Consider the following 19,244-nt stretch of genomic DNA (forward strand, 5'->3'; position numbering starts at 1 on the left):
ACAATGAATCATCGACTGGACACACAACGCGAAATACGCGCGCAACATGGCAATAAAATAACCACCAAAAGCTGGCAAACCGAAGCGGCTAAACGCATGCTAATGAATAATTTAGACCCTGATGTTGCAGAGCACCCTCAAGCTTTGGTGGTGTATGGCGGGATTGGCCGTGCTGCCCGTGATTGGCCAAGTTATGACAAAACAATTGAAACGCTTGAACGCCTAGAAGATAACGAAACCTTATTAGTGCAATCAGGCAAACCTGTGGGTGTATTTAAAACTCATAGCAATGCACCACGGGTATTAATTGCCAATTCAAACCTAGTACCGCACTGGGCAAATTGGGAGCACTTTAACGAGCTAGATAAAAAAGGCTTGATGATGTATGGCCAAATGACCGCTGGGTCTTGGATTTACATTGGCTCTCAAGGCATAGTGCAAGGCACTTACGAAACGTTTGTGGCTATGGCAAAACAGCATTTTGCTGGTAATGCTAAAGGTAAGTGGGTATTAACGGGTGGTCTTGGAGGTATGGGGGGCGCACAACCATTAGCGGCTACTATGGCAGGCTTTAGTGCCTTGGTGGTGGAATGTGATGAAAGCCGTATCGATTTTCGGATAAAAACAGGATATGTCGATGTAAAAGCCACAGATCTTGAGCATGCACTAAAATTAATAACAGATGCTTGCATAAAAGGTGAAGCGCTTTCTGTGGGGTTACTAGGTAACGCCGCCGATGTGTTTAGTACCTTAGTAAAAAGTGGGGTGACCCCCGATATAGTTACCGATCAAACCTCAGCTCATGATCCACTTAACGGTTACCTGCCACAAGATTGGAGTATGGAATACGCAGCTAAAATGCGAATCGATAACCCACAAGCAGTTGTAAAAGCGGCTAAACAGTCAATGGCAGTCCAAGTAAAGGCGATGCTGGCACTACAAAAAGCGGGCGCAGCAACAACCGACTATGGCAATAATATTCGTCAAATGGCCCTAGAAGAAGGCGTGAGTAATGCATTTGATTTCCCTGGGTTTGTGCCTGCGTATATTCGTCCATTATTTTGTGAAGGTATTGGCCCATTTAGATGGGTAGCACTATCGGGCGATCCCGAAGATATTTATAAAACCGATGCAAAAGTAAAAGAGCTCATTCCAGATGATAAACACCTGCATAATTGGCTTGATATGGCGCGTGAGCGAATTCAATTTCAAGGCTTGCCTGCACGTATTTGTTGGGTCGGTTTAAAAGATAGAGCGCGCCTTGCTGTTGCCTTTAACGATATGGTTAAAAGCGGTGAGCTTAAAGCGCCGGTAGTTATTGGACGAGATCATCTCGACTCAGGCTCAGTTGCCAGCCCTAACCGTGAAACTGAAAGTATGAAAGATGGCTCCGACGCGGTCTCCGATTGGCCACTATTAAATGCCCTGCTTAATACCGCAGGCGGTGCTACTTGGGTATCACTTCACCATGGCGGTGGTGTAGGCATGGGGTTTAGCCAGCACTCAGGCGTAGTGATTGTTGCCGATGGTACTGATGAAGCAGAACAGCGTCTTGCTCGAGTATTATGGAACGATCCCGCCACCGGTGTAATGCGCCATGCTGATGCGGGTTATGAAATTGCAAAAAACTGTGCGCAACAGCAGCAGCTAGACCTACCAATGCTTAATGAGGACAAGTCATGATTTCATATACACTCAAACCGGGTCAGCTTGACTTAAACACGCTAAGAAAAATTAACAAATCAGCCATACACTTAACTCTGGCCAATGATGCACAGGCGCAAATAGCTGCCAGTGCTCAAACAGTCCAAAACGTGATAAACGAACATCGCACTGTATATGGTATTAATACTGGCTTTGGGTTATTGGCCAATACTAAAATCGCTGACGATGAACTCGAACTATTACAACGCAGTATTGTGCTTTCACACGCCGCAGGTATTGGTGAGTTAATGGATGACAGCACCGTTAGATTGATGATCACACTAAAAATAAACTCTTTATCGCGCGGTTATTCTGGTATTCGCTTAGCTGTGCTTGAGTTTTTTATGCAGCTGCTTAAAAGTGAAGTTTACCCTTGCGTGCCTAAAAAGGGTTCAGTGGGTGCATCGGGCGATTTAGCACCGCTTGCGCATATGTGTTTGCCTTTATTAGGTGAGGGTAAAATGCGTTATCAAGGTGAGCTGATAAGCGCTACACAAGGGCTAAAAATTGCAGGTCTTGAGCCACTAACATTAGCTGCAAAAGAAGGGTTAGCCTTATTGAATGGCACCCAAGCATCCACTGCATTTGCACTACAAGGCTTATTTAGAGCCGAAGACTTGTACGCACAAAGCTGTGTTATTGGCTCTATCAGTATAGAAGCGGCCATGGGCAGTCGCGCGCCATTTGATGCGCGTATTCATGACATTCGTGGTCAGCAAGGGCAAATAGATACGGCTCACGTATTTAGAGAATTACTCGATACCCACTCACAAATTAGTGACTCACATATTAATTGTGAAAAAGTACAAGACCCATATTGCCTGCGCTGCCAGCCGCAAGTACTTGGTGCATGTTTAACCCAAATACGTCAAGCCGCCGAAGTACTACTGTGTGAATCAAACGGAGTAACCGATAACCCTCTCGTATTTGCCGATGTAGGGGATATTATTTCAGGCGGAAACTTTCATGCTGAGCCCGTCGCTATGGCCGCTGATAACCTGGCGATTGCTATTGCTGAAATTGGCGCCTTAGCTGAGCGACGTATTGCCCTACTGATTGACTCTAATTTATCAAAATTACCGCCATTTTTAGTAAAAAACGGCGGAGTAAATTCAGGATTTATGATTGCTCAAGTCACCGCTGCTGCACTGGCCTCTGAAAACAAATCCTTAGCACACCCAGCTTCGGTAGATAGCTTACCGACTTCAGCTAATCAGGAAGACCATGTTTCCATGGCAACGTTTGCAGCACGACGACTGGTTGATATGGCTAATAATACGCAGGGCGTACTGGCCATAGAATGGCTCAGTGCTGCCCAAGGGCTTGAGTTTAGAGCACCACTACGCGCGTGTGATAAAGTAGAAAGTGCCAAAGCACTGCTACGCCAACATGTTAGCTATTACGACAAAGACCGGTATTTTGCTCCCGATATTGAAGCGGCCAACACGCTACTAAGTGAAGGTAAGTTGTGTGACTTCATAAGCCACTCCCCCTTACCTTCTTATTAAATACCATACTGATAACTAAAACCCAGTGCTTCTATCGCTGAGCCAATAACTTTGCGCTCAGCGACCTCATTACTACTAAAGCTCGGCATTTGTGTGCCATACAGCTCACACTTTTGTGCATAATAATCTGCTTTGGTCGGGTGCGCTGGGTTCACCACGTTATAAATGCTCTGTCCTTGCGACCAGTTATTAAGGACCGCATAAATAGCATTGATCACATCTTGTTGATGCACCATATTCACCACTTGCTGACTAGAGGTATTGAGTTCTTTACCCGCCACAAAACGACCAGGCTCTCTGTTTGGCCCCAACAATCCGGCTAAGCGAAGCACTTTACCTTGCTGTTCAAGCACTTGCTCTTCAGCGTCATACAGCTTTATTTGTCGCTCGTTAGTGCCTGATATATCGCTGCTTTCACTATAAACGCCAGGTTCTTGATCATACACCCCAGTCGATGAGCACAATAAAAAGCCTTTGCAATTAAGCTCAGTTGCCAGCTTTAACGCCTGCTCAAGCACTTGCGGATAATCACTTTCGCTATCTCGACTGCGAGGCGGGATTGCACAGACCCAATACGCATTTTGTAAATCAACTTGGTGCTGCAACTCACCGTTTTGTAAAACAAACTGACGTTCAAAATCAAATTGATGAGTGTCACTTCGATGAGTCCCCTGCACTTGCCAACCTTGTTTTTGTGCATCAATACATAAGGCTTGGCCAAGCCAGCCAGCGCCAAGAACGACTAAATTATCTTTGTTGGTTTGCACTTTATTTACCCTTATTAAAACTCAATCAACGCGTTTTATAGCGATAAAAAATATAATTAACTTTATGCGACTAAAAATAATATTAGCAAACGCTGGTTGCAGAAGATATTAACACACGCTTTTTTTGCAATTAGTAATCTCTTTAATGATACCGCAACCATTCATTACATACCTGCAGATAAAGCGTATGACTTAAGTGACTTATCGAGAGTAATATATAAAACGATTGCTCAATTTAAGCTTTAAAAAACGATGGCTGCTAACAAGGTGTTTAAGGGTGAAATTTAAGCGCTTTGCTCTTGTTTTTAATTTATTCAGCACCATATCTTTAGGGTCTGTTTATCTGCAGTTTTAATCAAGTTTCGTTACATAACGCTATTTTTATGAGCGAGATCTCATTTTTCTGTTTTAAATGAAGATCTTTTTATTGAGGTAGTTTGATGTTTAGCAGAGTCTGGTATAGTAGCGCAGGTAATAAACAGTGCTTTTTAAGCAGCTTAATACAAAATTGCTAATTAATGTGTCCTAAAGGTTAATTTAAAGAATACATTAATTATCAATTGTAAAAAATGGGTTAGCCGATGCACGGCTAGCAAAAAAACACATTGTAACGGTTTTATCATGATATCTAATTTATTTACCAAGATTTTTGGTAGTCGCAATGACCGCACTATTAAAAACCTAAGAAAGACGGTCGCACTGATCAATGCACTTGAAACGCAGCTAGAAGCGCTTTCAGATGAAGATTTAAAAGCTAAAACAGCCGAGTTTAGAGAGCGTTACGATAACGGACAAAGCTTAGGCGATATTCTACCAGAAGCATTTGCAGTGGTACGTGAAGCATCAAAACGTGTAAACGGTATGCGTCATTTCGACGTGCAGTTATTAGGTGGTATGGTTTTACACCAAGGTCGTATCGCAGAAATGCGTACCGGTGAAGGTAAAACACTCACAGCGACACTGCCGGCTTATTTAAATGGTCTAACAGGTAAAGGTGTTCATGTCATTACCGTGAATGACTACTTGGCCAAACGTGATGCTGAAACCAATCGCCCATTATTTGAATTTTTAGGGTTAACCGTAGGCTGTAATGTTCCGGGCATGATGCCACAACAGAAAAAACAAGCTTATGCAGCTGACATCACTTACGGTACCAATAACGAATTTGGTTTTGATTACCTGCGTGACAACATGGCATTTAGTATTGATGAGCGCGTACAACGCCCATTATTTTATGCTGTAGTGGATGAAGTGGATTCAATCCTTATTGATGAAGCACGTACGCCACTGATTATTTCTGGTCCCGCTGAAGATAGCTCTGAGCTATACACTGAAATAAATACCATCGTTCCTCTACTTGAATTACAAGAAAAAGAAGACGAGGAAGGAATTGAAGGTGATGGCGATTTCACCATCGATGAAAAATCTAAGCAAGTTCATCTTACTGAGCGTGGGCAAATAAAAGTTGAAGAGTTACTTACCGAGCGCGGCCTAATTGAAGAAGGTGACTCACTATATTCAGCAGCGAGCATTACCCTACTTAGCCATGTTTATGCAGCTCTTCGTGCGCACAAGCTTTATCAAAAAGATGTTGACTACGTTATTAAAGAAAACGAAGTCATCATTATTGATGAGCACACAGGTCGCTCTATGGAAGGACGTCGTTGGTCAGAAGGTTTACACCAAGCTGTAGAGGCAAAAGAAGGTGTGAAAATTCAAAACGAGAACCAAACATTAGCCTCTATTACGTTCCAAAATTACTTCCGCTTGTACGAAACGCTAGCAGGTATGACAGGCACAGCCGACACAGAAGCGTTTGAGTTTCAGTCTATCTACGGTTTAGACACTGTGGTTATGCCAACCAATAAACCAATGATCCGCGATGATCGCGCTGATTTAGTTTACTTAACTCAAGAAGAAAAGTACGAAGCGATTTTAGCAGACATTAAAGACTGTCAAGAACGTGGTCAGCCGGTACTTGTAGGTACTATCTCAATTGAAAGCTCTGAGTACTTATCGCAGTTTTTACGCAAAGAAAAAATTAAGCACAACGTACTTAATGCTAAATTCCACGCACAAGAAGCAGACATTGTTTCTGATGCGGGCTTACCAGGCACAGTCACCATTGCCACCAACATGGCCGGTCGTGGTACCGATATTGTACTTGGTGGTAATTGGAACAGCGAAGTTGAAAAACTTGAGAACCCAACTGACGAACAAATTGCTGAAATAAAAGCAGCATGGAAAATTCGCCATGATGCGGTAATTGATGCTGGCGGCTTACACATTATTGGTACTGAGCGTCATGAATCACGTCGTATTGATAACCAGTTACGTGGTCGTTCTGGCCGTCAAGGTGATGCCGGTTCAAGCCGTTTCTACCTATCGATGGATGATGCGTTAATGCGTATTTTTGCCGGTGAGCGCATGACTAACATGATGCGTAAACTAGGTATGCAACGTGGTGAAGCCATTGAACATCCATGGGTAAACCGCGCAATCGAAAACGCCCAGCGTAAAGTAGAAGCACGTAACTTTGATGTGCGTAAACAGCTACTTGAGTACGATGATGTAGCAAACGATCAACGTCGTGTTGTTTATTCTCAACGTAACGAATTGCTTGAAGAAGGTGATATTTCAGAAACGATTACCGCTATCCGTGGTGATGTGCTCGCGGGTGTGATTGATCAATACATTGCCCCACAAAGCTTGGCTGAAATGTGGGATATCCCAGGGCTTGAAGAACGCTTAAAACAAGACTTCTTGATTGAGTTACCACTTTCGCAGTGGTTAGCTGATGACAATAAACTGTACGAAGAAAAACTGCGTGAGCGTATTGAAGAAGCGGTTGAACAAGCTTACAAGCAAAAAGAAGAAATGGTCGGCGATTCTGTACTGCGCCAGTTTGAAAAAGCCATTATGCTTCAAAGTCTTGACCAACATTGGAAAGACCATCTTGCTGCAATGGATCACTTACGCCAAGGTATTCACTTACGTGGTTATGCACAAAAGAATCCTAAGCAAGAGTACAAACGTGAGTCGTTTGAATTGTTCTCTGAAATGCTAGAAAACTTAAAAGTCGATGTCGTCGGTATTTTAAGTAAAGTGCAAGTTCGCGCCGAAGAAGATGTTGAAAAAGTAGAAGAGCAACACCGTAAAAGTGAAAATGCCCCTCGCGAATATCAACATGAAGAAGCAGAGCATGTAGGTGGTGAAGCACCACAAAGCGCTCAGGTTATGGCGCGTAGCGAGCCAAAAGTGGGTCGTAACGATCCATGTCCATGTGGTTCAGGTCAAAAATACAAACAATGTTGTGGTAAATTAAAATAACACCACTTTGTTACGTTAGATAAAAAGCGACGCTTGCGTCGCTTTTTTTATGCTATTTAAGGGAGAGGTAATGACTAAAGTAATCATCAATGTTGCTGTGGGTGTAATTAAAAAAAATAACAATGTGTTTATTTGTAAACGTGCAGATGAACAGCACCAAGGTGGCTTATGGGAATTTCCAGGCGGAAAAGTTGAAGCCGGAGAAAGTGTTTTTCAAGCACTGAAGCGTGAATTATTTGAAGAAGTAGGACTGACTATTCATAGCTCAAGCGAACTTGTCACTATAGAGCACGACTATGGCGATAAATGCGTACGACTTAATGTACACGTGGTCAGTAACTTTAATGGTCAAGCTCATGGCGCAGAAGGGCAACCAAGCGAATGGGTAAGTATAGACGAACTTGATAACTATGATTTTCCTGCAGCCAATGTCGAGATTATCAGCGCCATAAAAACGAAATATAGCTAGTTTTATCATCAGGTATAAAAGTAACTAAAAAGCCAGTGGGCATCATGCTCACTGGCTTTTTATTTTGCGATTAGTGGGGCTAACCGCTTAAGCTAATTTCAGCTTAAATTACCAAATTTTTACGCGATCTTCAGGCTTGATATACATTTTATCGCCCTCTTTAACATCAAACGCTTGGTAAAATTCCGGCATGTTCGACAAAATACCAATCACGCGATAATGACTCGGTGAATGTGAATCGGTCATTAAACGATTGCGCAATGCTTCATCACGGTATTTACGACGCCAAATTTGCGACCAGCCCATAAAGAAGCGTTGGTCGCCCGTATAGCCTTCAATAATGGGCGCTTTAGAATCACCCAGCGATAATTGATACGCTTTATAAGCGACGGTTAAGCCGCCTAAATCACCAATGTTTTCACCCAGTGTCAGCTCACCATTAACGCTGGCATCTTCAAACGGTTTATATTGATTATACTGCGCAACTAAGGCAGCACTTCGCTGTTCAAACTGCTTAAGGTCTGACTCGCTCCACCAATTACGTAAATTGCCATCACCGTCGTATTTTGCACCTTGGTCATCAAAGCCATGGCCTAACTCATGGCCAATAACCGCACCAATAGCACCATAGTTAACCGCATCATCTGCTTCTAAATTAAAGAATGGAGGCTGCAAAATCGCCGCAGGGAATACTATTTCGTTATTCACTGGGTTGTAGTAAGCATTCACTGTTTGTGGCGTCATATGCCACTCAGAGCGATCAACTGGCTTACCTAATTTAGCAATCATATCTGCATAAGCCCACTCACTGTAGCGAATATAGTTACCTACTAGTTCATCAGGATTAATTACTAAATCTGAATAATCTTTCCATTTATCTGGGTAACCAATTTTAGGCGTAAACTTATCCAGCTTTTCTTGCGCCGCAACTTTTGTTTCAGGGCTCATCCACTCAAGGTTTTCAATTGCCACTGAATAGCCTTTAATCACGTTATCAACTAATTCTTCCATGCGCGCTTTCGCTTCTGGCGGGAAGTTCTCTTTAACGTAGACTTTACCTAAAATTTCACCCAGTACACTGTTTGATGCATCAACGGCTTGCTTCCAAAGTGGCGCTTGCTCTTCAACACCGCGCAATGTGGTGCTGTAAAAATTAAATTTCAAATCCACTAAGTCTTTATTTAGCAACTGCGCGTAATTACTAACGAAATGGAATTTTAAGTAGTTTTGCCAAACCGATAAGTCTGTATTTTTGAAAATGTCTGCAAATTTTTCAAAGTAACTTGGTTGGCGCACAATCAACTCTTGGGCATCAACACCAACGGCTTCAAAGTAAGCACTTAAATCAAAATCTCCCATTAACGTGTTAGCTTCAGCTACTGACATTTTATTATATGATTTTGTTGCATCACGACTTTGTACCCGACTCCACTGTGCATCAGCAAGTGTCGTTTCAAGGGCAAGTATCGCTTTGGCTGCATCAGCGGCATTATTAACGCCAGCTTTAGCTAAAATATCGGTAATATAGGTTTGATATGCCGCGCGAATTTTTGTGAATTTTTCATCATCTTTTAAATAATAATCACGGTCAGGTAAACCAAGTCCCGCTTGATAGGCATAAAGCGCATTTTCACTTGAGTTTTTAGCGTCATTATTAACATACCAGCCAAAAGGAAGATCTCCGCCTTTAACTTGTAGCTGTGCCATCAGTGTGACCAACGCGGCTTTATCTTTTACTGTATCAATGCTTTTAATAGCTGGCTCAAGTGGTAACATCCCTAACTCTTCACGAGCATTTTCAGCCATGTAGCTAGTATAAAATGCGCCGATCTTATATTCATCTGAACCTGGCTTTGCGCTGCTATTGGTACTGGCATTTTCTAGTACTGTTTTCATTGCTTTTTGCGATTCATCATATAACTGTGAGAACGACCCATAGTTTGACTTATCGCCAGGGATTTCAGTTTTTTCTAACCATTTACCGTTTACGTGGTAGTAAAAATCATCCTGTGCACGAACACTTTTATCGATATTTTGTAAATCAACACCTAAGGCACCAGGGGTTGCTACCGGTGCGGTTACTGTTGTTGCTTCTGCTTGCATTTCTTGTGGCTTTTCGCCGCAACCAACCAAACCTAACGCCAATGCAATACTGGCGGCAGTCATTGTTATTTTTTTCATAAGAATTCCGTATATTAATTAGAATAAATACGCATTTCATTAAGATTTGATAACTCAAAAAAACAACAATAGGATGCAGTCTATTATCTGCTTAATGAAATACGCATCAGCTACAACCTAATTTAGGAAGTACTAACTAGGCATCATAAACCTGATTTAAATAACAATAAAATCGAATATGTAACAAAGTATTTTAAAGCCAGCAAAACAAACCGAGCAAGGTGTTAAATGGTATTTAATTAAGGTTTATTTTTACCATGTAAAGCTAAGCGTTGAAGCTTTTCTTTTAATGACGGTGGAGCAGAATCGGCGATCGCATTTAAATAATCAGCCGTTTGTTCACTCATTTTAAGGGAGTTCGTTGGTTTGCCATCAGCCACTTTAAGTCGAGTGCTTAACCGTTGAGTTGCCTGTGGATTGGCAGTAATTTTTATTTGCCCAAGCTCGGCCATACCCGCGGCTCTAAAATGCGATTGCATGTCCATTTTTAAATAATTAAGCCTAAGGGCAATAGGTGCAGAAACGGCTTCTATCATTAAGGTGCCGTCACGGTAATTACTTACTCGGCACTTTTCACCTAACTTAGGGCCTAAGAAATCGCGCAACAATTGTTGCTGTGTATCCAGTGCTTGGCTTTTTCCCGCATAGGCTGCTAAGCGGTTGTTCAGCCCAGCCATAATATCGGTTAACGGTTTTGGCGCATATCTATCTTTAGCCATATCACACCTTAGAAACATCAAAAGAAAGCTTGCTTAAATTAAGCTTAATTTAAGCAAGCAAAGTGGGTTTATACCAATTCACTGAAATAAATATTATTGCGGATGGGTATTAAGCACCTGCTACTTGCATTTGTTCAATCAGTACTGAACCAGTCTGAATCCCGCCGCGACGCTCTATATCGCCACCTATAGCGGAAATACCTTTGAACATATCTTTTAAATTACCAGCAATCGTAATTTCGCTTACTGGGTATTGTATTTCCCCATTTTCAACCCAAAAACCAGCCGCACCGCGAGAGTAGTCACCGGTTACGGTATTCACGCCCTGCCCCATCAATTCTGTAACTAATAAGCCCGTACCCATGGTTTTTAATAATGCAGTTAAATCTTGATGCGTCTGTTCTACTAACCAATTATGAATACCGCCAGCGTGCCCTGTTGGGGTCATATTCATTTTACGTGCAGCATAGCTTGCTAATAAATACGTTTGTAACTCGCCACCGTGAATTATTTCTCTGTCGAGAGTTTTAACCCCTTCGCTATCAAATGGCGATGATGCTAAGCCTTTAAGTAAGTGCGGACGCTCTGAAATATTAACGGTTTTGCTAAATACCTGCGTGCCTAAGCTATCCAATAAAAAGCTGGATTTACGATACAGTGCGCCACCACCAATTGCTGATACCAAATGGCCAAACAATGAATTAGCAATATCGGCTCTAAAAATAACCGGCACTTTCATGGTGCCTAGTTTTTGGCTGTTTAGTTTTGCTAGGGTTTCTGCTGCAGCTTCAAGTCCAACACTTGCAGCATCTTTTAACCCCGCTTGATCGCGAGAAATCGTGTAGGCTGAGTCGCGCTGCATATGCTCGCCCTCTTTACCTATCACCATAGTGCTTATGCTGTGGCGAGTACGTGGAAAGCCGGCAATTAAACCATGGCTGTTACCATATACTCGCAAACCTTGATGCGATGAAAAGCTAGCGCCATCTGAATTCACAATTCGCTCATCGGCGTTTAATGCGGCTTGCTCTGCGGCATGACATAAATCAATCCCTTGCTCTGGGCTTACATCCCAAGGATGAAACAAGTCTAGATCTTTAGGGGCAAACTCAAGCAGTTCTTTATCAGCAATGCCATTACATGGATCGTCTGAAGTGAATTTAGCAATATCGATGGCTTTTTCGACCACAGCACGTAATGTTTTAGGATTTAAATCAGCCGTTGATGCCGAGCCTTTGTTATTGCCAACATACACGCTAATACCTAAACCACCGTCTTGATTAAACTCAATGGTTTCTACCTCCCCCATGCGCGTACTTACCGACAGCCCCGAAGTGCTAGACATAGCAGCTTCTGCAGCGGTAGCACCTAGTTTTTTAGCATGTTCAAGTACTTCTGATACAGCGTCTTTTACTTGAGAGATTTGCGAATAAATTGGATCTTGGTGTTGGCTTTTCATAAATTCTGTCCTGAGCCCTGAAGGCCATATTGCACACATTTTTTATATTTAAATGCTAACACACTCACTGCACCACATCAGCTAATATTAATCACTAAAAGAATCGCGTATAATAGATGAAGTTATTTTTATTTAAGAGCACCCCATGGCGAAGAAAAAAGGCAAGCCTGCTGAAATTGAAGAAGAAATTATATATGTATCAAAAAGTGAACTTAAGCGCGAAGCGCAAGAGTTTCATCAGTTAGGATCTGAAATTGCCAAAATGGGTAAAAAGCAGCGTGAACGCCTGCCGCTCAATGATGACTTAAAAGAAGCAATGGTGGTTGCTGATAAAATAAGTAATAAAAGTGATGCTTACCGCCGACATTTAAATTACATCGCAAAAACCCTTCGTACAGTAGAAAATATTGAAGAAATTAAAGCGATCATTGATGTCATGCTTAATAAAAATAACCAAGCTGAGGTTATGATCAAAAAAATTGAGCAACTGCGCAGTGATTTAATTGAACAAGGCGATGACTTAATCAACGAAACAATTGAACAATATCCAGCTCTTGAGCGCCAAAAAATGCGCCAAATGGTGCGTAATGCTGCCAAAGAAGTAAAAGCCGAAAAACCAGCGAGAAGCTACAAAGAGTTATTTCAGTACTTAAAAGACGCCATAATGTAACGCAGCCGCGTTATATATTAAAAAGGTGCTGCGGCACCTTTTTTTGTTGTAGATCAAAACCTCCTCCTCTTTGCTTTTTTACAATACGCAGCAACTTAAAAGATAAGGTGCGCGTGATGATTAAACTTCCTCAATGGGATCAAACTTTAATAAACAAATACAATGTATCGGGCCCGCGTTATACGTCTTACCCGACCGCGCTTTCGTTAGCTGATGGTTATCAGCAACAAGATTTGATTAGCGCTATTGAATCATCGCAAACCCGTTCGTTGTCTTTATATATTCATATTCCTTTTTGTAGTCAGCTTTGTTATTACTGTGGCTGTAATAAAGTCATTACTCGCCACCAATCTAAAGCCGATACCTACCTAGACTTTTTAGCTAAAGAAATTGCAGCACAAGCGCCGCTGTTTCAAGATTATCGGGTTGAGCAATTACATTTGGGGGGCGGCACACCAACTTTTTTAACCGCAGCGCAAATGACGCGCTTAGTAACGCTACTAGAGCAACACTTTAACTTTAGCGATACCTGCGAGCGCGGTATCGAAATCGACCCTCGCTCACTGGCTGACAATATGCTGGTTGATTTAAGCGAGTTGGGGTTTAATCGTGTGTCATTTGGTATTCAAGATTTTAATGATCAGGTTCAGCTGGCTGTTAATCGCCCTCAGCATGTTGATGAGGTAAAGCAATTAATTACCCAAGCAAAACAGTTGGGCTTTAAATCAATTAATGCTGATATGATTTATGGCCTGCCACTACAAACACCTGAGAGCTTTACACAAACGATTGAGCAACTTATTGCCTTAAACCCTGATCGCGTTTCAGTATTTAACTACGCTCATTTACCAGAACGTTTTGCCGCCCAACGTAAAATTAAAGACGCCGATTTACCCAGTGCGCATAATAAGCTCACCATGTTTAAAAATACCCTAGAGCAAATGACGCAGGCGGGCTATCAATTTATAGGTATGGATCACTTTGCAAAAGTTGATAATGAGCTAGCCATTGCACAAAATACGAATCAGCTGCATCGTAATTTTCAAGGCTACACCACTCATGGCGAGTGCGACTTATTGGGCTTAGGTGTCTCGTCTATTTCACAAATAGGCACAGCGATATTACAAAATAAAAAAGAGTTAAAACATTATTATCAAGCAGTTGATGAGCAAGCAGGCAGTGCCATTAATAAAGGCATGCATTTAACCCAAGATGATCTTATTCGCGCCGATGCGATTAAGCAGCTTATTTGCCAGTTTGAGCTTGATATGAGCGTATTCGCTAACAGACATAAAATCAGCTTTAATGACTACTTTCAAGATGCTTTAGAGGCACTCGCACCATTAATTGCCGATGAAATGGTAACAATAGAAAACAACCTAATTAGCGTAACACCAAAAGGGAATTTATTTATTCGTATTATTTGTATGTGCTTTGATGCGCATTTACAAAAACAGATAAATGCCACTCGCTTCTCACGCGTTATATAATTTAAAACTAGCACGCATAAAAAAAAGCAGACCAAGGTCTGCTTTTTTTATATATGCCGTAAAATCTAAGCGCTAGTTAAAAACCACGTTTTCGCTGCCTTGGGCTGCTTTAAACTCAACAATAATTTTTTTACAGTCAGCTTCAATTTCATCACTCAGTGATTCTTCTGCGCGCCAGCGCGCCGTGTCTTGCTTAAAAATTTCTTTTTTAGCGTACTTTTTGCGCGAATCATGGGTTGGCATTTCTTTTACCACGTCGTACATTTTATAAATACCCGGGTATGCACTCGTTAGGTCGCGCTCAGTATCAAAACTATATTGCGACATAAGCACCCAAATACGTAAGCACCCCTCAGAGTAATCACATTGCTTTTCATTCATAGCACGTGCAATTAAATGAATACTATCGGCTAACTTCGCATTACGCTTTAAACGCGACTGTTTTAGCTTTTGCTGTTGCTCTGTCTGTTTTTTGCTAATTAGCTTTTTTTGCACATTTAGCTTATAGAGCAACTGACCCGCATAAAATGCCAAGCCCGCTATAATAGCAGCACCTACAACTAAGGCTAAGATCACTGCTGTACTCATTGCGTGTCCTTATTACTTATCTTCGTCGTCATCTAGCCATTCATTCGCTAGATCGTTTGATAGGTATTGATCAAAGTCTGAATTACTGTCTTCATCGCTGAAGTCATCTTCAAACTCTTCTTCATCTTCAATGCCTAATAATTTACAAAGCACTTGGTGACGCGCTATGCGGCTATTAAAGTATTTTGCATCTTTACCCGTTAGCATTTCACCTTGCTCATGACGCTCAACTAATTTAAGTAAGCGCTCATCATTTTCAAGGGCTTCTAACTCTTGTTCAGGCGTTAATTCTGGTTCAACAGCCTTTTTAAGCTCTGCTACAGGTTTAAGGTTACGTTTCATTTCGATTTTTGGTTCAGCAGCAGGTGCAACCAATGGCACTGCTTTTTTACTACCAACGCGTTTATCTTTAGCAGCCGAACCTGCTTTTTGAGTGTCATTACTCAATGCATCCGGTGCATTACGTGAACCAGGCTTAGCGCCCTTAGTTTTTTTAACACGTTGCTCTTTCAATGCGCGCATTTCTTTAAGCTTATCTTGACTTAAACGAACGGGACCATTTGATGGAATTTTACGTGACTTTTTCTTTCTACTCATATCTTGATCGTCTCACTTAAGAGGTTTTGAGCGAGGCGCAACTCAATGGGCATCGCGGTGCTGGCCTAGCCAGGAGAATTCAGTTTGGGCGTTTTGCGCGCCAAAGCACAGTTAAGGTGCTTTTTTTAAACGGGGGGTATTGTAACAGGACAAATAAAAAGGCGGTAGAGAAAACATCTCTACCGCCTACTAATCTGAGCGCCATTATATGGACACTTCTCCCTTCGACTTTTTAGTCTTTATTGTTTTTATTATTATTTTCTATCCGTATTTTTATTATTTATCTTCCGTGTAGCATTCCATTTTGTTTTTATTATTAAACTTCCATGAGTATTTTATTATTTTCGGTCTTCCTAACACTTTTTTGATATTTCCTTTGGTAGCACACTCTATGTGCTATTCAGTCGTGCCGCGCTACTATCCTTATAACGTTTTCCTATTTGTTATTGTTTTTGCGACAGGGGTTAATTTACTCGTTAATAATTTTGTTACAACTAATTTATATCTTTTTTCTTGTACTACATATGACAAAAAACACTAAAAAATATAAATTACAATAAGTTACATTAAAAAATAAAAATAAAATGAGATTTTTCTTACACCAAAGTATGGTCAATGTCTTACAAGAGAAGGAGCTTTATCGGTCACGGCAGGCACAAAAAAAGCAGCTAAAGCTGCCTTTTTCACTAATTAACATTATATTATGTTAACAACATCTAAATAAATACGACTTTAGTGTAGACCACCAAGGTATTTAGAGAGTGTTTCAATGTCTTTATCTGTTAGTTTCTTTGCAATGTCCTGCATAACACCATTTAGGTCGTTATTACGAACACCATCTCTGAACTGTTCAAGTTGTGACTTGATGTATTCTGGATGTTGGAAAGAAATCTTTGGGAATTTAGCAAGTGAAGAGCCATTACCACGTGGACCATGACAAGCCGCACATGATGGGATACCGCGCTCAGCATCACCTGCTTTATATAACATTGCGCCTGTTTCTTGAACATCTTTCGGTGTAGCACCTTCAGACATGTTCAAAGAAGCAAAGTAAGCAGCCAAGTCTTTCATATCTTGATCACTTAATGGCATTGCCATACCGCTCATTACTGGATTCATACGACCTTCTTTACCGCCCGAAGTCATACCTAATTTAAATTCAGTAAGTTGCTTGTATATGTAATCTGCGTGTTGGCCTGCAATTTTTGGGTAGATGTTAACCGGCGCATTACCGTCTGGGCCGTGACAAGCCGCACACGTTGCTGATTTTTCTTTACCTGCGTTTACATCGCCATCAAATGCTGTTGCGTTGCTTGCTGACAACGCACCAAGCAATATAGTTAAAGATAGTGCTATTTTTTTCATGGTGAATTCTCTGTTTCCGACCCTGTATCATCTACAATATGGATGTTGTGATTTTTATATTCTACACGATATTAAATTCTCTGGCACGTTTTCTACACACATTAAACCTATAAATTATAGGGTTTTGAGTAAAATTAAACGCTAAGCCAGTTAAAATGTACTGTCAGCAATGATCTTACATGCTCAAATACACTTTTTAATAGCTACTTTATAGTATAAAATACGCGCCACGGGTGAATTTGGTTTACCCAATGTTATTTTTTTAAGTTTTAGGAGAGCCTGTGCTCAAATCTCGTATCAAGTATAACACTGCGTCTTTTGTTACAAGCGCGCCAGACATCACTAAATTACCTGCTGATACGGGAATTGAAGTCGCGTTTGCCGGTCGCTCTAATGCAGGTAAATCAAGTGCGCTAAATGCCCTAACCGATCAAAAGTTAGCACGAACCAGTAAAACACCCGGCCGTACTCAGCTGATCAACACCTTTGAACTTGCCGATGTAGATAATATGCGCCTAATTGACCTACCTGGCTATGGGTTTGCAAAAGTGCCGATTGAAATGAAAAAGAAATGGCAAAAATCGCTAGGCGAATACCTGCAAAAACGTCAAAGTTTAAAAGGTATTGTGGTATTAATGGATATTCGTCATCCATTAAAAGATTTAGACCGCGACTTAATTAATTGGGCTGTAGGCAGTGAAATTCCGGTATTGGCACTATTAACTAAAGCCGATAAGCTAAAGCAAGGTCCGCGTAAATCACAAGTTCTTAGCGTACGTCGTGAGTTAAGTGAATTAGATGGCGATATTACGGTTCATGCATTTTCATCACTTAAAGGCACCGGCTTACCAGAAGTCGCTAAAAAGCTAGATGAGTGGTATTTAGGCCCAATCGTGGCCGTTCCACCTGCTGATTTAGTAGCGCCAGATAGCGAATAATTACTGTAAGTAAAATTTCTGCTGTGCGGAGGTAATAAAATAGCCGAGCTCATCTGTTTCGGCTATTTCAGCCCACTGATAAAACACATTTCGCGCAACTCGCGCAAAGCAGCCGTAGGGTAACTGCATATAAGGCACAGCCGCACCTTTGTAGTCATTGATATAAAGTGACTCAGAACGACTTAATAGCCATGTGCGGTTTAAGTTATCAATACAACAAATAACACTTCCCTCTGATGTCTTTTCACTATGCCAATTTACAATAATAAAAGGCGCATCCTTCACCTCAATCGCGATTTTTTCTACGGGTGTTTTTAAGTAAAACTGCCCATCTTCGTTGCATAATACACTGGCAAAAAGTTTCACCATTGATTGACGGGTAATTTCACTACCTGCGTAAAACCATTTACCTTGCTCATCAATCAATAATGGTAACTGCCCGCAGTGAGCGGGCTGCCATTGTTCAAAAGGTTTGCTTGGCTCGCTGAGTTGCTTGCTAAGCTCGTTAAGTGAAATCACTGTTTTTTAAATGTCAGTGCAAAAGTAACTGGCACGGCAGTAGCAATTGAAGGTAATCCGGCTAATTTTTGTAACTGCATTACCCCTTCGGTGATCTTAAAGTCATCACTGTTGATAATGATAGGAGTGAATGATGCCACACTTAAATCTCCATTGGCCGCACTGCTTACGAGTACATCAACAGCAAGTGGCTTTTTATGACCATGAAAGTCTAGCTCAGCGCTAATACCTTTTAATACGTACTGCCCTGGTTGCTTAATAAGTGACAACTTATCAGATAAGTCAGCGGTTAATACTGCGTTTGCAAACGTGTCAGACTCAAACAATATCTTACTTAAACGTTCGTTACGGATAGGGATAAAGGTTTCGGCTGAGGTTAAATCAACGTTTACGCTAAATTGACCCTGATCGCTCAGCTGCCCAGCTAACTGAGTAAAGTGACTTGCTTCAGCAATGCTATTTTTTTTAATTGATACAAAACTTAATTGGCTTTTATCGTTCAATAGTTGCCAGTTTGCCGATGCAGCACCTGAAACTAGTAAACATGATAAAGATAAACCTGCGATAGCTAACGTTTTAAACATAATGCACTCCTAAAATAAAAAGACTTATACCGGTAAAAATAATACTTTGATCAGCCCAGCTGAAAATCATTAGTTACTGTGTGGTAAATCGAAAATGCTAAGTAGACTGATGGTATCACTTGAAACGCTAAGTGCAATTAGAGAATAAATTTAACGCTTGGATGCAAGACAATAAAAAAACGGCCCATCAAATATATGATAGGCCGATATAGCAAACTGGGGAGAAGCTATTAATACGTTGCATCTTACGATGCATCATCAACAGGATGTCCTACAGGATGAGGACGGGCGGCACTTTACCAAAAGCAAGTGTAAAAATACAAGCATATTATTGATAATCGTAGCGAATTGACGAA

At 41.2% G+C, this 19,244-nt stretch carries 16 protein-coding genes; 7 read left to right on the forward strand and 9 right to left on the reverse strand.

Features of this window, described 5'->3' with window-relative positions:
* Positions 1-3 precede the first annotated feature (3 nt).
* Positions 4-1,683 (forward strand): urocanate hydratase, encoded by a 1,680-nt coding sequence (gene hutU, locus QL986_RS07820; RefSeq protein ID WP_290191447.1) that lies wholly within the window; start codon positions 4-6, stop codon positions 1,681-1,683.
* A complete protein-coding gene (gene hutH, locus QL986_RS07825; RefSeq protein WP_024602136.1) occupies positions 1,680-3,212 on the forward strand; it encodes a histidine ammonia-lyase in 1,533 nt (510 codons plus the stop codon). The genes hutU and hutH overlap by 4 nt, the downstream gene beginning before the upstream one ends.
* Here the strand turns inward: hutH and QL986_RS07830 are convergent.
* Positions 3,209-3,979, reverse strand: coding sequence for an NADP-binding protein (locus QL986_RS07830; RefSeq protein WP_016899310.1), 771 nt, complete (start codon positions 3,977-3,979; stop codon positions 3,209-3,211). The two genes, hutH and QL986_RS07830, sit on opposite strands and share 4 nt — an antisense overlap.
* A 621-nt stretch (positions 3,980-4,600) precedes the next feature.
* Here QL986_RS07830 and secA point away from each other — a divergent pair.
* A complete protein-coding gene (gene secA / locus QL986_RS07835; protein ID WP_016899311.1) occupies positions 4,601-7,309 on the forward strand; it encodes a preprotein translocase subunit SecA in 2,709 nt (902 codons plus the stop codon).
* Between the two features lie 70 nt (positions 7,310-7,379).
* Positions 7,380-7,778 carry an 8-oxo-dGTP diphosphatase MutT gene (gene mutT, locus QL986_RS07840; RefSeq protein ID WP_016899312.1) on the forward strand — a complete coding sequence of 133 codons (399 nt, stop codon included), beginning with the start codon at positions 7,380-7,382 and terminating at the stop codon, positions 7,776-7,778.
* Positions 7,779-7,886: 108 nt separating this feature from the next.
* On the opposite strand, the gene QL986_RS07845 is transcribed toward mutT, so the two are convergent.
* From QL986_RS07845 to pmbA, 3 genes are all read right to left on the reverse strand, one after another.
* On the reverse strand, positions 7,887-9,959 hold the full coding sequence (locus QL986_RS07845; RefSeq protein ID WP_036955748.1) for a M13-type metalloendopeptidase: 2,073 nt from the start codon (positions 9,957-9,959) through the stop codon (positions 7,887-7,889).
* 239 nt (positions 9,960-10,198) lie between these two features.
* Positions 10,199-10,678, reverse strand: a complete 480-nt coding sequence (locus tag QL986_RS07850; protein ID WP_013463884.1) for a DUF721 domain-containing protein — start codon at positions 10,676-10,678, stop codon at positions 10,199-10,201.
* A 109-nt stretch (positions 10,679-10,787) separates the two neighbouring features.
* Positions 10,788-12,137: a metalloprotease PmbA gene (pmbA, locus tag QL986_RS07855; RefSeq protein WP_013463883.1), complete on the reverse strand. Its 1,350-nt coding sequence runs from the start codon at positions 12,135-12,137 to the stop codon at positions 10,788-10,790.
* A gap of 145 nt (positions 12,138-12,282) precedes the next feature.
* Here pmbA and yjgA point away from each other — a divergent pair, with 145 nt between their 5' ends.
* Positions 12,283-12,807, forward strand: a complete 525-nt coding sequence (yjgA, locus tag QL986_RS07860; protein WP_013463882.1) for a ribosome biogenesis factor YjgA — start codon at positions 12,283-12,285, stop codon at positions 12,805-12,807.
* A gap of 116 nt (positions 12,808-12,923) precedes the next feature.
* The gene (gene hemN, locus QL986_RS07865) at positions 12,924-14,297 is read left to right on the forward strand and encodes an oxygen-independent coproporphyrinogen III oxidase (RefSeq protein WP_013463881.1); all 1,374 of its coding nucleotides are present in this window, start codon (positions 12,924-12,926) and stop codon (positions 14,295-14,297) included.
* 72 nt (positions 14,298-14,369) lie between these two features.
* Here the strand turns inward: hemN and QL986_RS07870 are convergent, their stop codons facing one another.
* From QL986_RS07870 to QL986_RS07880, 3 genes are all read right to left on the reverse strand, one after another.
* The gene (locus QL986_RS07870) at positions 14,370-14,885 is read right to left on the reverse strand and encodes a DUF2489 domain-containing protein (RefSeq protein ID WP_013463880.1); all 516 of its coding nucleotides are present in this window, start codon (positions 14,883-14,885) and stop codon (positions 14,370-14,372) included.
* Between the two features lie 12 nt (positions 14,886-14,897).
* Positions 14,898-15,482: a Der GTPase-activating protein YihI gene (gene yihI, locus QL986_RS07875; protein WP_013463879.1), complete on the reverse strand. Its 585-nt coding sequence runs from the start codon at positions 15,480-15,482 to the stop codon at positions 14,898-14,900.
* A gap of 732 nt (positions 15,483-16,214) precedes the next feature.
* Positions 16,215-16,847 (reverse strand): c-type cytochrome, encoded by a 633-nt coding sequence (locus QL986_RS07880; protein ID WP_013463877.1) that lies wholly within the window; start codon positions 16,845-16,847, stop codon positions 16,215-16,217.
* Positions 16,848-17,128: 281 nt separating this feature from the next.
* On the opposite strand from QL986_RS07880, the gene yihA reads away from it, so the two are divergent.
* Positions 17,129-17,785, forward strand: a complete 657-nt coding sequence (gene yihA, locus QL986_RS07885) for a ribosome biogenesis GTP-binding protein YihA/YsxC (protein ID WP_013463876.1) — start codon at positions 17,129-17,131, stop codon at positions 17,783-17,785.
* On the opposite strand, the gene QL986_RS07890 is transcribed toward yihA, so the two are convergent.
* Both QL986_RS07890 and QL986_RS07895 read right to left on the reverse strand, forming a co-directional pair.
* Entirely contained in the window at positions 17,786-18,304 is a 519-nt protein-coding gene (locus tag QL986_RS07890; protein WP_013463875.1) for a DUF1285 domain-containing protein, read from the reverse strand. It abuts the gene before it with no gap.
* Complete coding sequence (locus tag QL986_RS07895) at positions 18,301-18,888, reverse strand: YceI family protein (RefSeq protein WP_013463874.1); 588 nt, start codon at positions 18,886-18,888, stop codon at positions 18,301-18,303. The genes QL986_RS07890 and QL986_RS07895 overlap by 4 nt, the downstream gene beginning before the upstream one ends.
* Between the last annotated feature and the right edge of the window lie 356 nt (positions 18,889-19,244).

The organism is Pseudoalteromonas sp. APC 3250 (assembly GCF_030407915.1).
GTDB classification, from domain to species: domain Bacteria; phylum Pseudomonadota; class Gammaproteobacteria; order Enterobacterales; family Alteromonadaceae; genus Pseudoalteromonas; species Pseudoalteromonas tetraodonis.

Bases quoted from the DNA above. Each gene is read 5' to 3' on its own strand.
- QL986_RS07880 (WP_013463877.1), bottom strand. From the start codon at position 16,847: ATGAAAAAAATAGCACTATCTTTAACTATATTGCTTGGTGCGTTGTCA.
- hemN (WP_013463881.1), top strand. From the start codon at position 12,924: ATGATTAAACTTCCTCAATGGGATCAAACTTTAATAAACAAATACAAT.
- QL986_RS07895 (WP_013463874.1), bottom strand. From the start codon at position 18,888: ATGTTTAAAACGTTAGCTATCGCAGGTTTATCTTTATCATGTTTACTA.
- QL986_RS07845 (WP_036955748.1), bottom strand. From the start codon at position 9,959: ATGAAAAAAATAACAATGACTGCCGCCAGTATTGCATTGGCGTTAGGT.
- mutT (WP_016899312.1), top strand. From the start codon at position 7,380: ATGACTAAAGTAATCATCAATGTTGCTGTGGGTGTAATTAAAAAAAAT.
- yihI (WP_013463879.1), bottom strand. From the start codon at position 15,482: ATGAGTAGAAAGAAAAAGTCACGTAAAATTCCATCAAATGGTCCCGTT.
- hutH (WP_024602136.1), top strand. From the start codon at position 1,680: ATGATTTCATATACACTCAAACCGGGTCAGCTTGACTTAAACACGCTA.
- secA (WP_016899311.1), top strand. From the start codon at position 4,601: ATGATATCTAATTTATTTACCAAGATTTTTGGTAGTCGCAATGACCGC.
- yjgA (WP_013463882.1), top strand. From the start codon at position 12,283: ATGGCGAAGAAAAAAGGCAAGCCTGCTGAAATTGAAGAAGAAATTATA.
- QL986_RS07850 (WP_013463884.1), bottom strand. From the start codon at position 10,678: ATGGCTAAAGATAGATATGCGCCAAAACCGTTAACCGATATTATGGCT.
- QL986_RS07870 (WP_013463880.1), bottom strand. From the start codon at position 14,885: ATGAGTACAGCAGTGATCTTAGCCTTAGTTGTAGGTGCTGCTATTATA.
- pmbA (WP_013463883.1), bottom strand. From the start codon at position 12,137: ATGAAAAGCCAACACCAAGATCCAATTTATTCGCAAATCTCTCAAGTA.
- hutU (WP_290191447.1), top strand. From the start codon at position 4: ATGAATCATCGACTGGACACACAACGCGAAATACGCGCGCAACATGGC.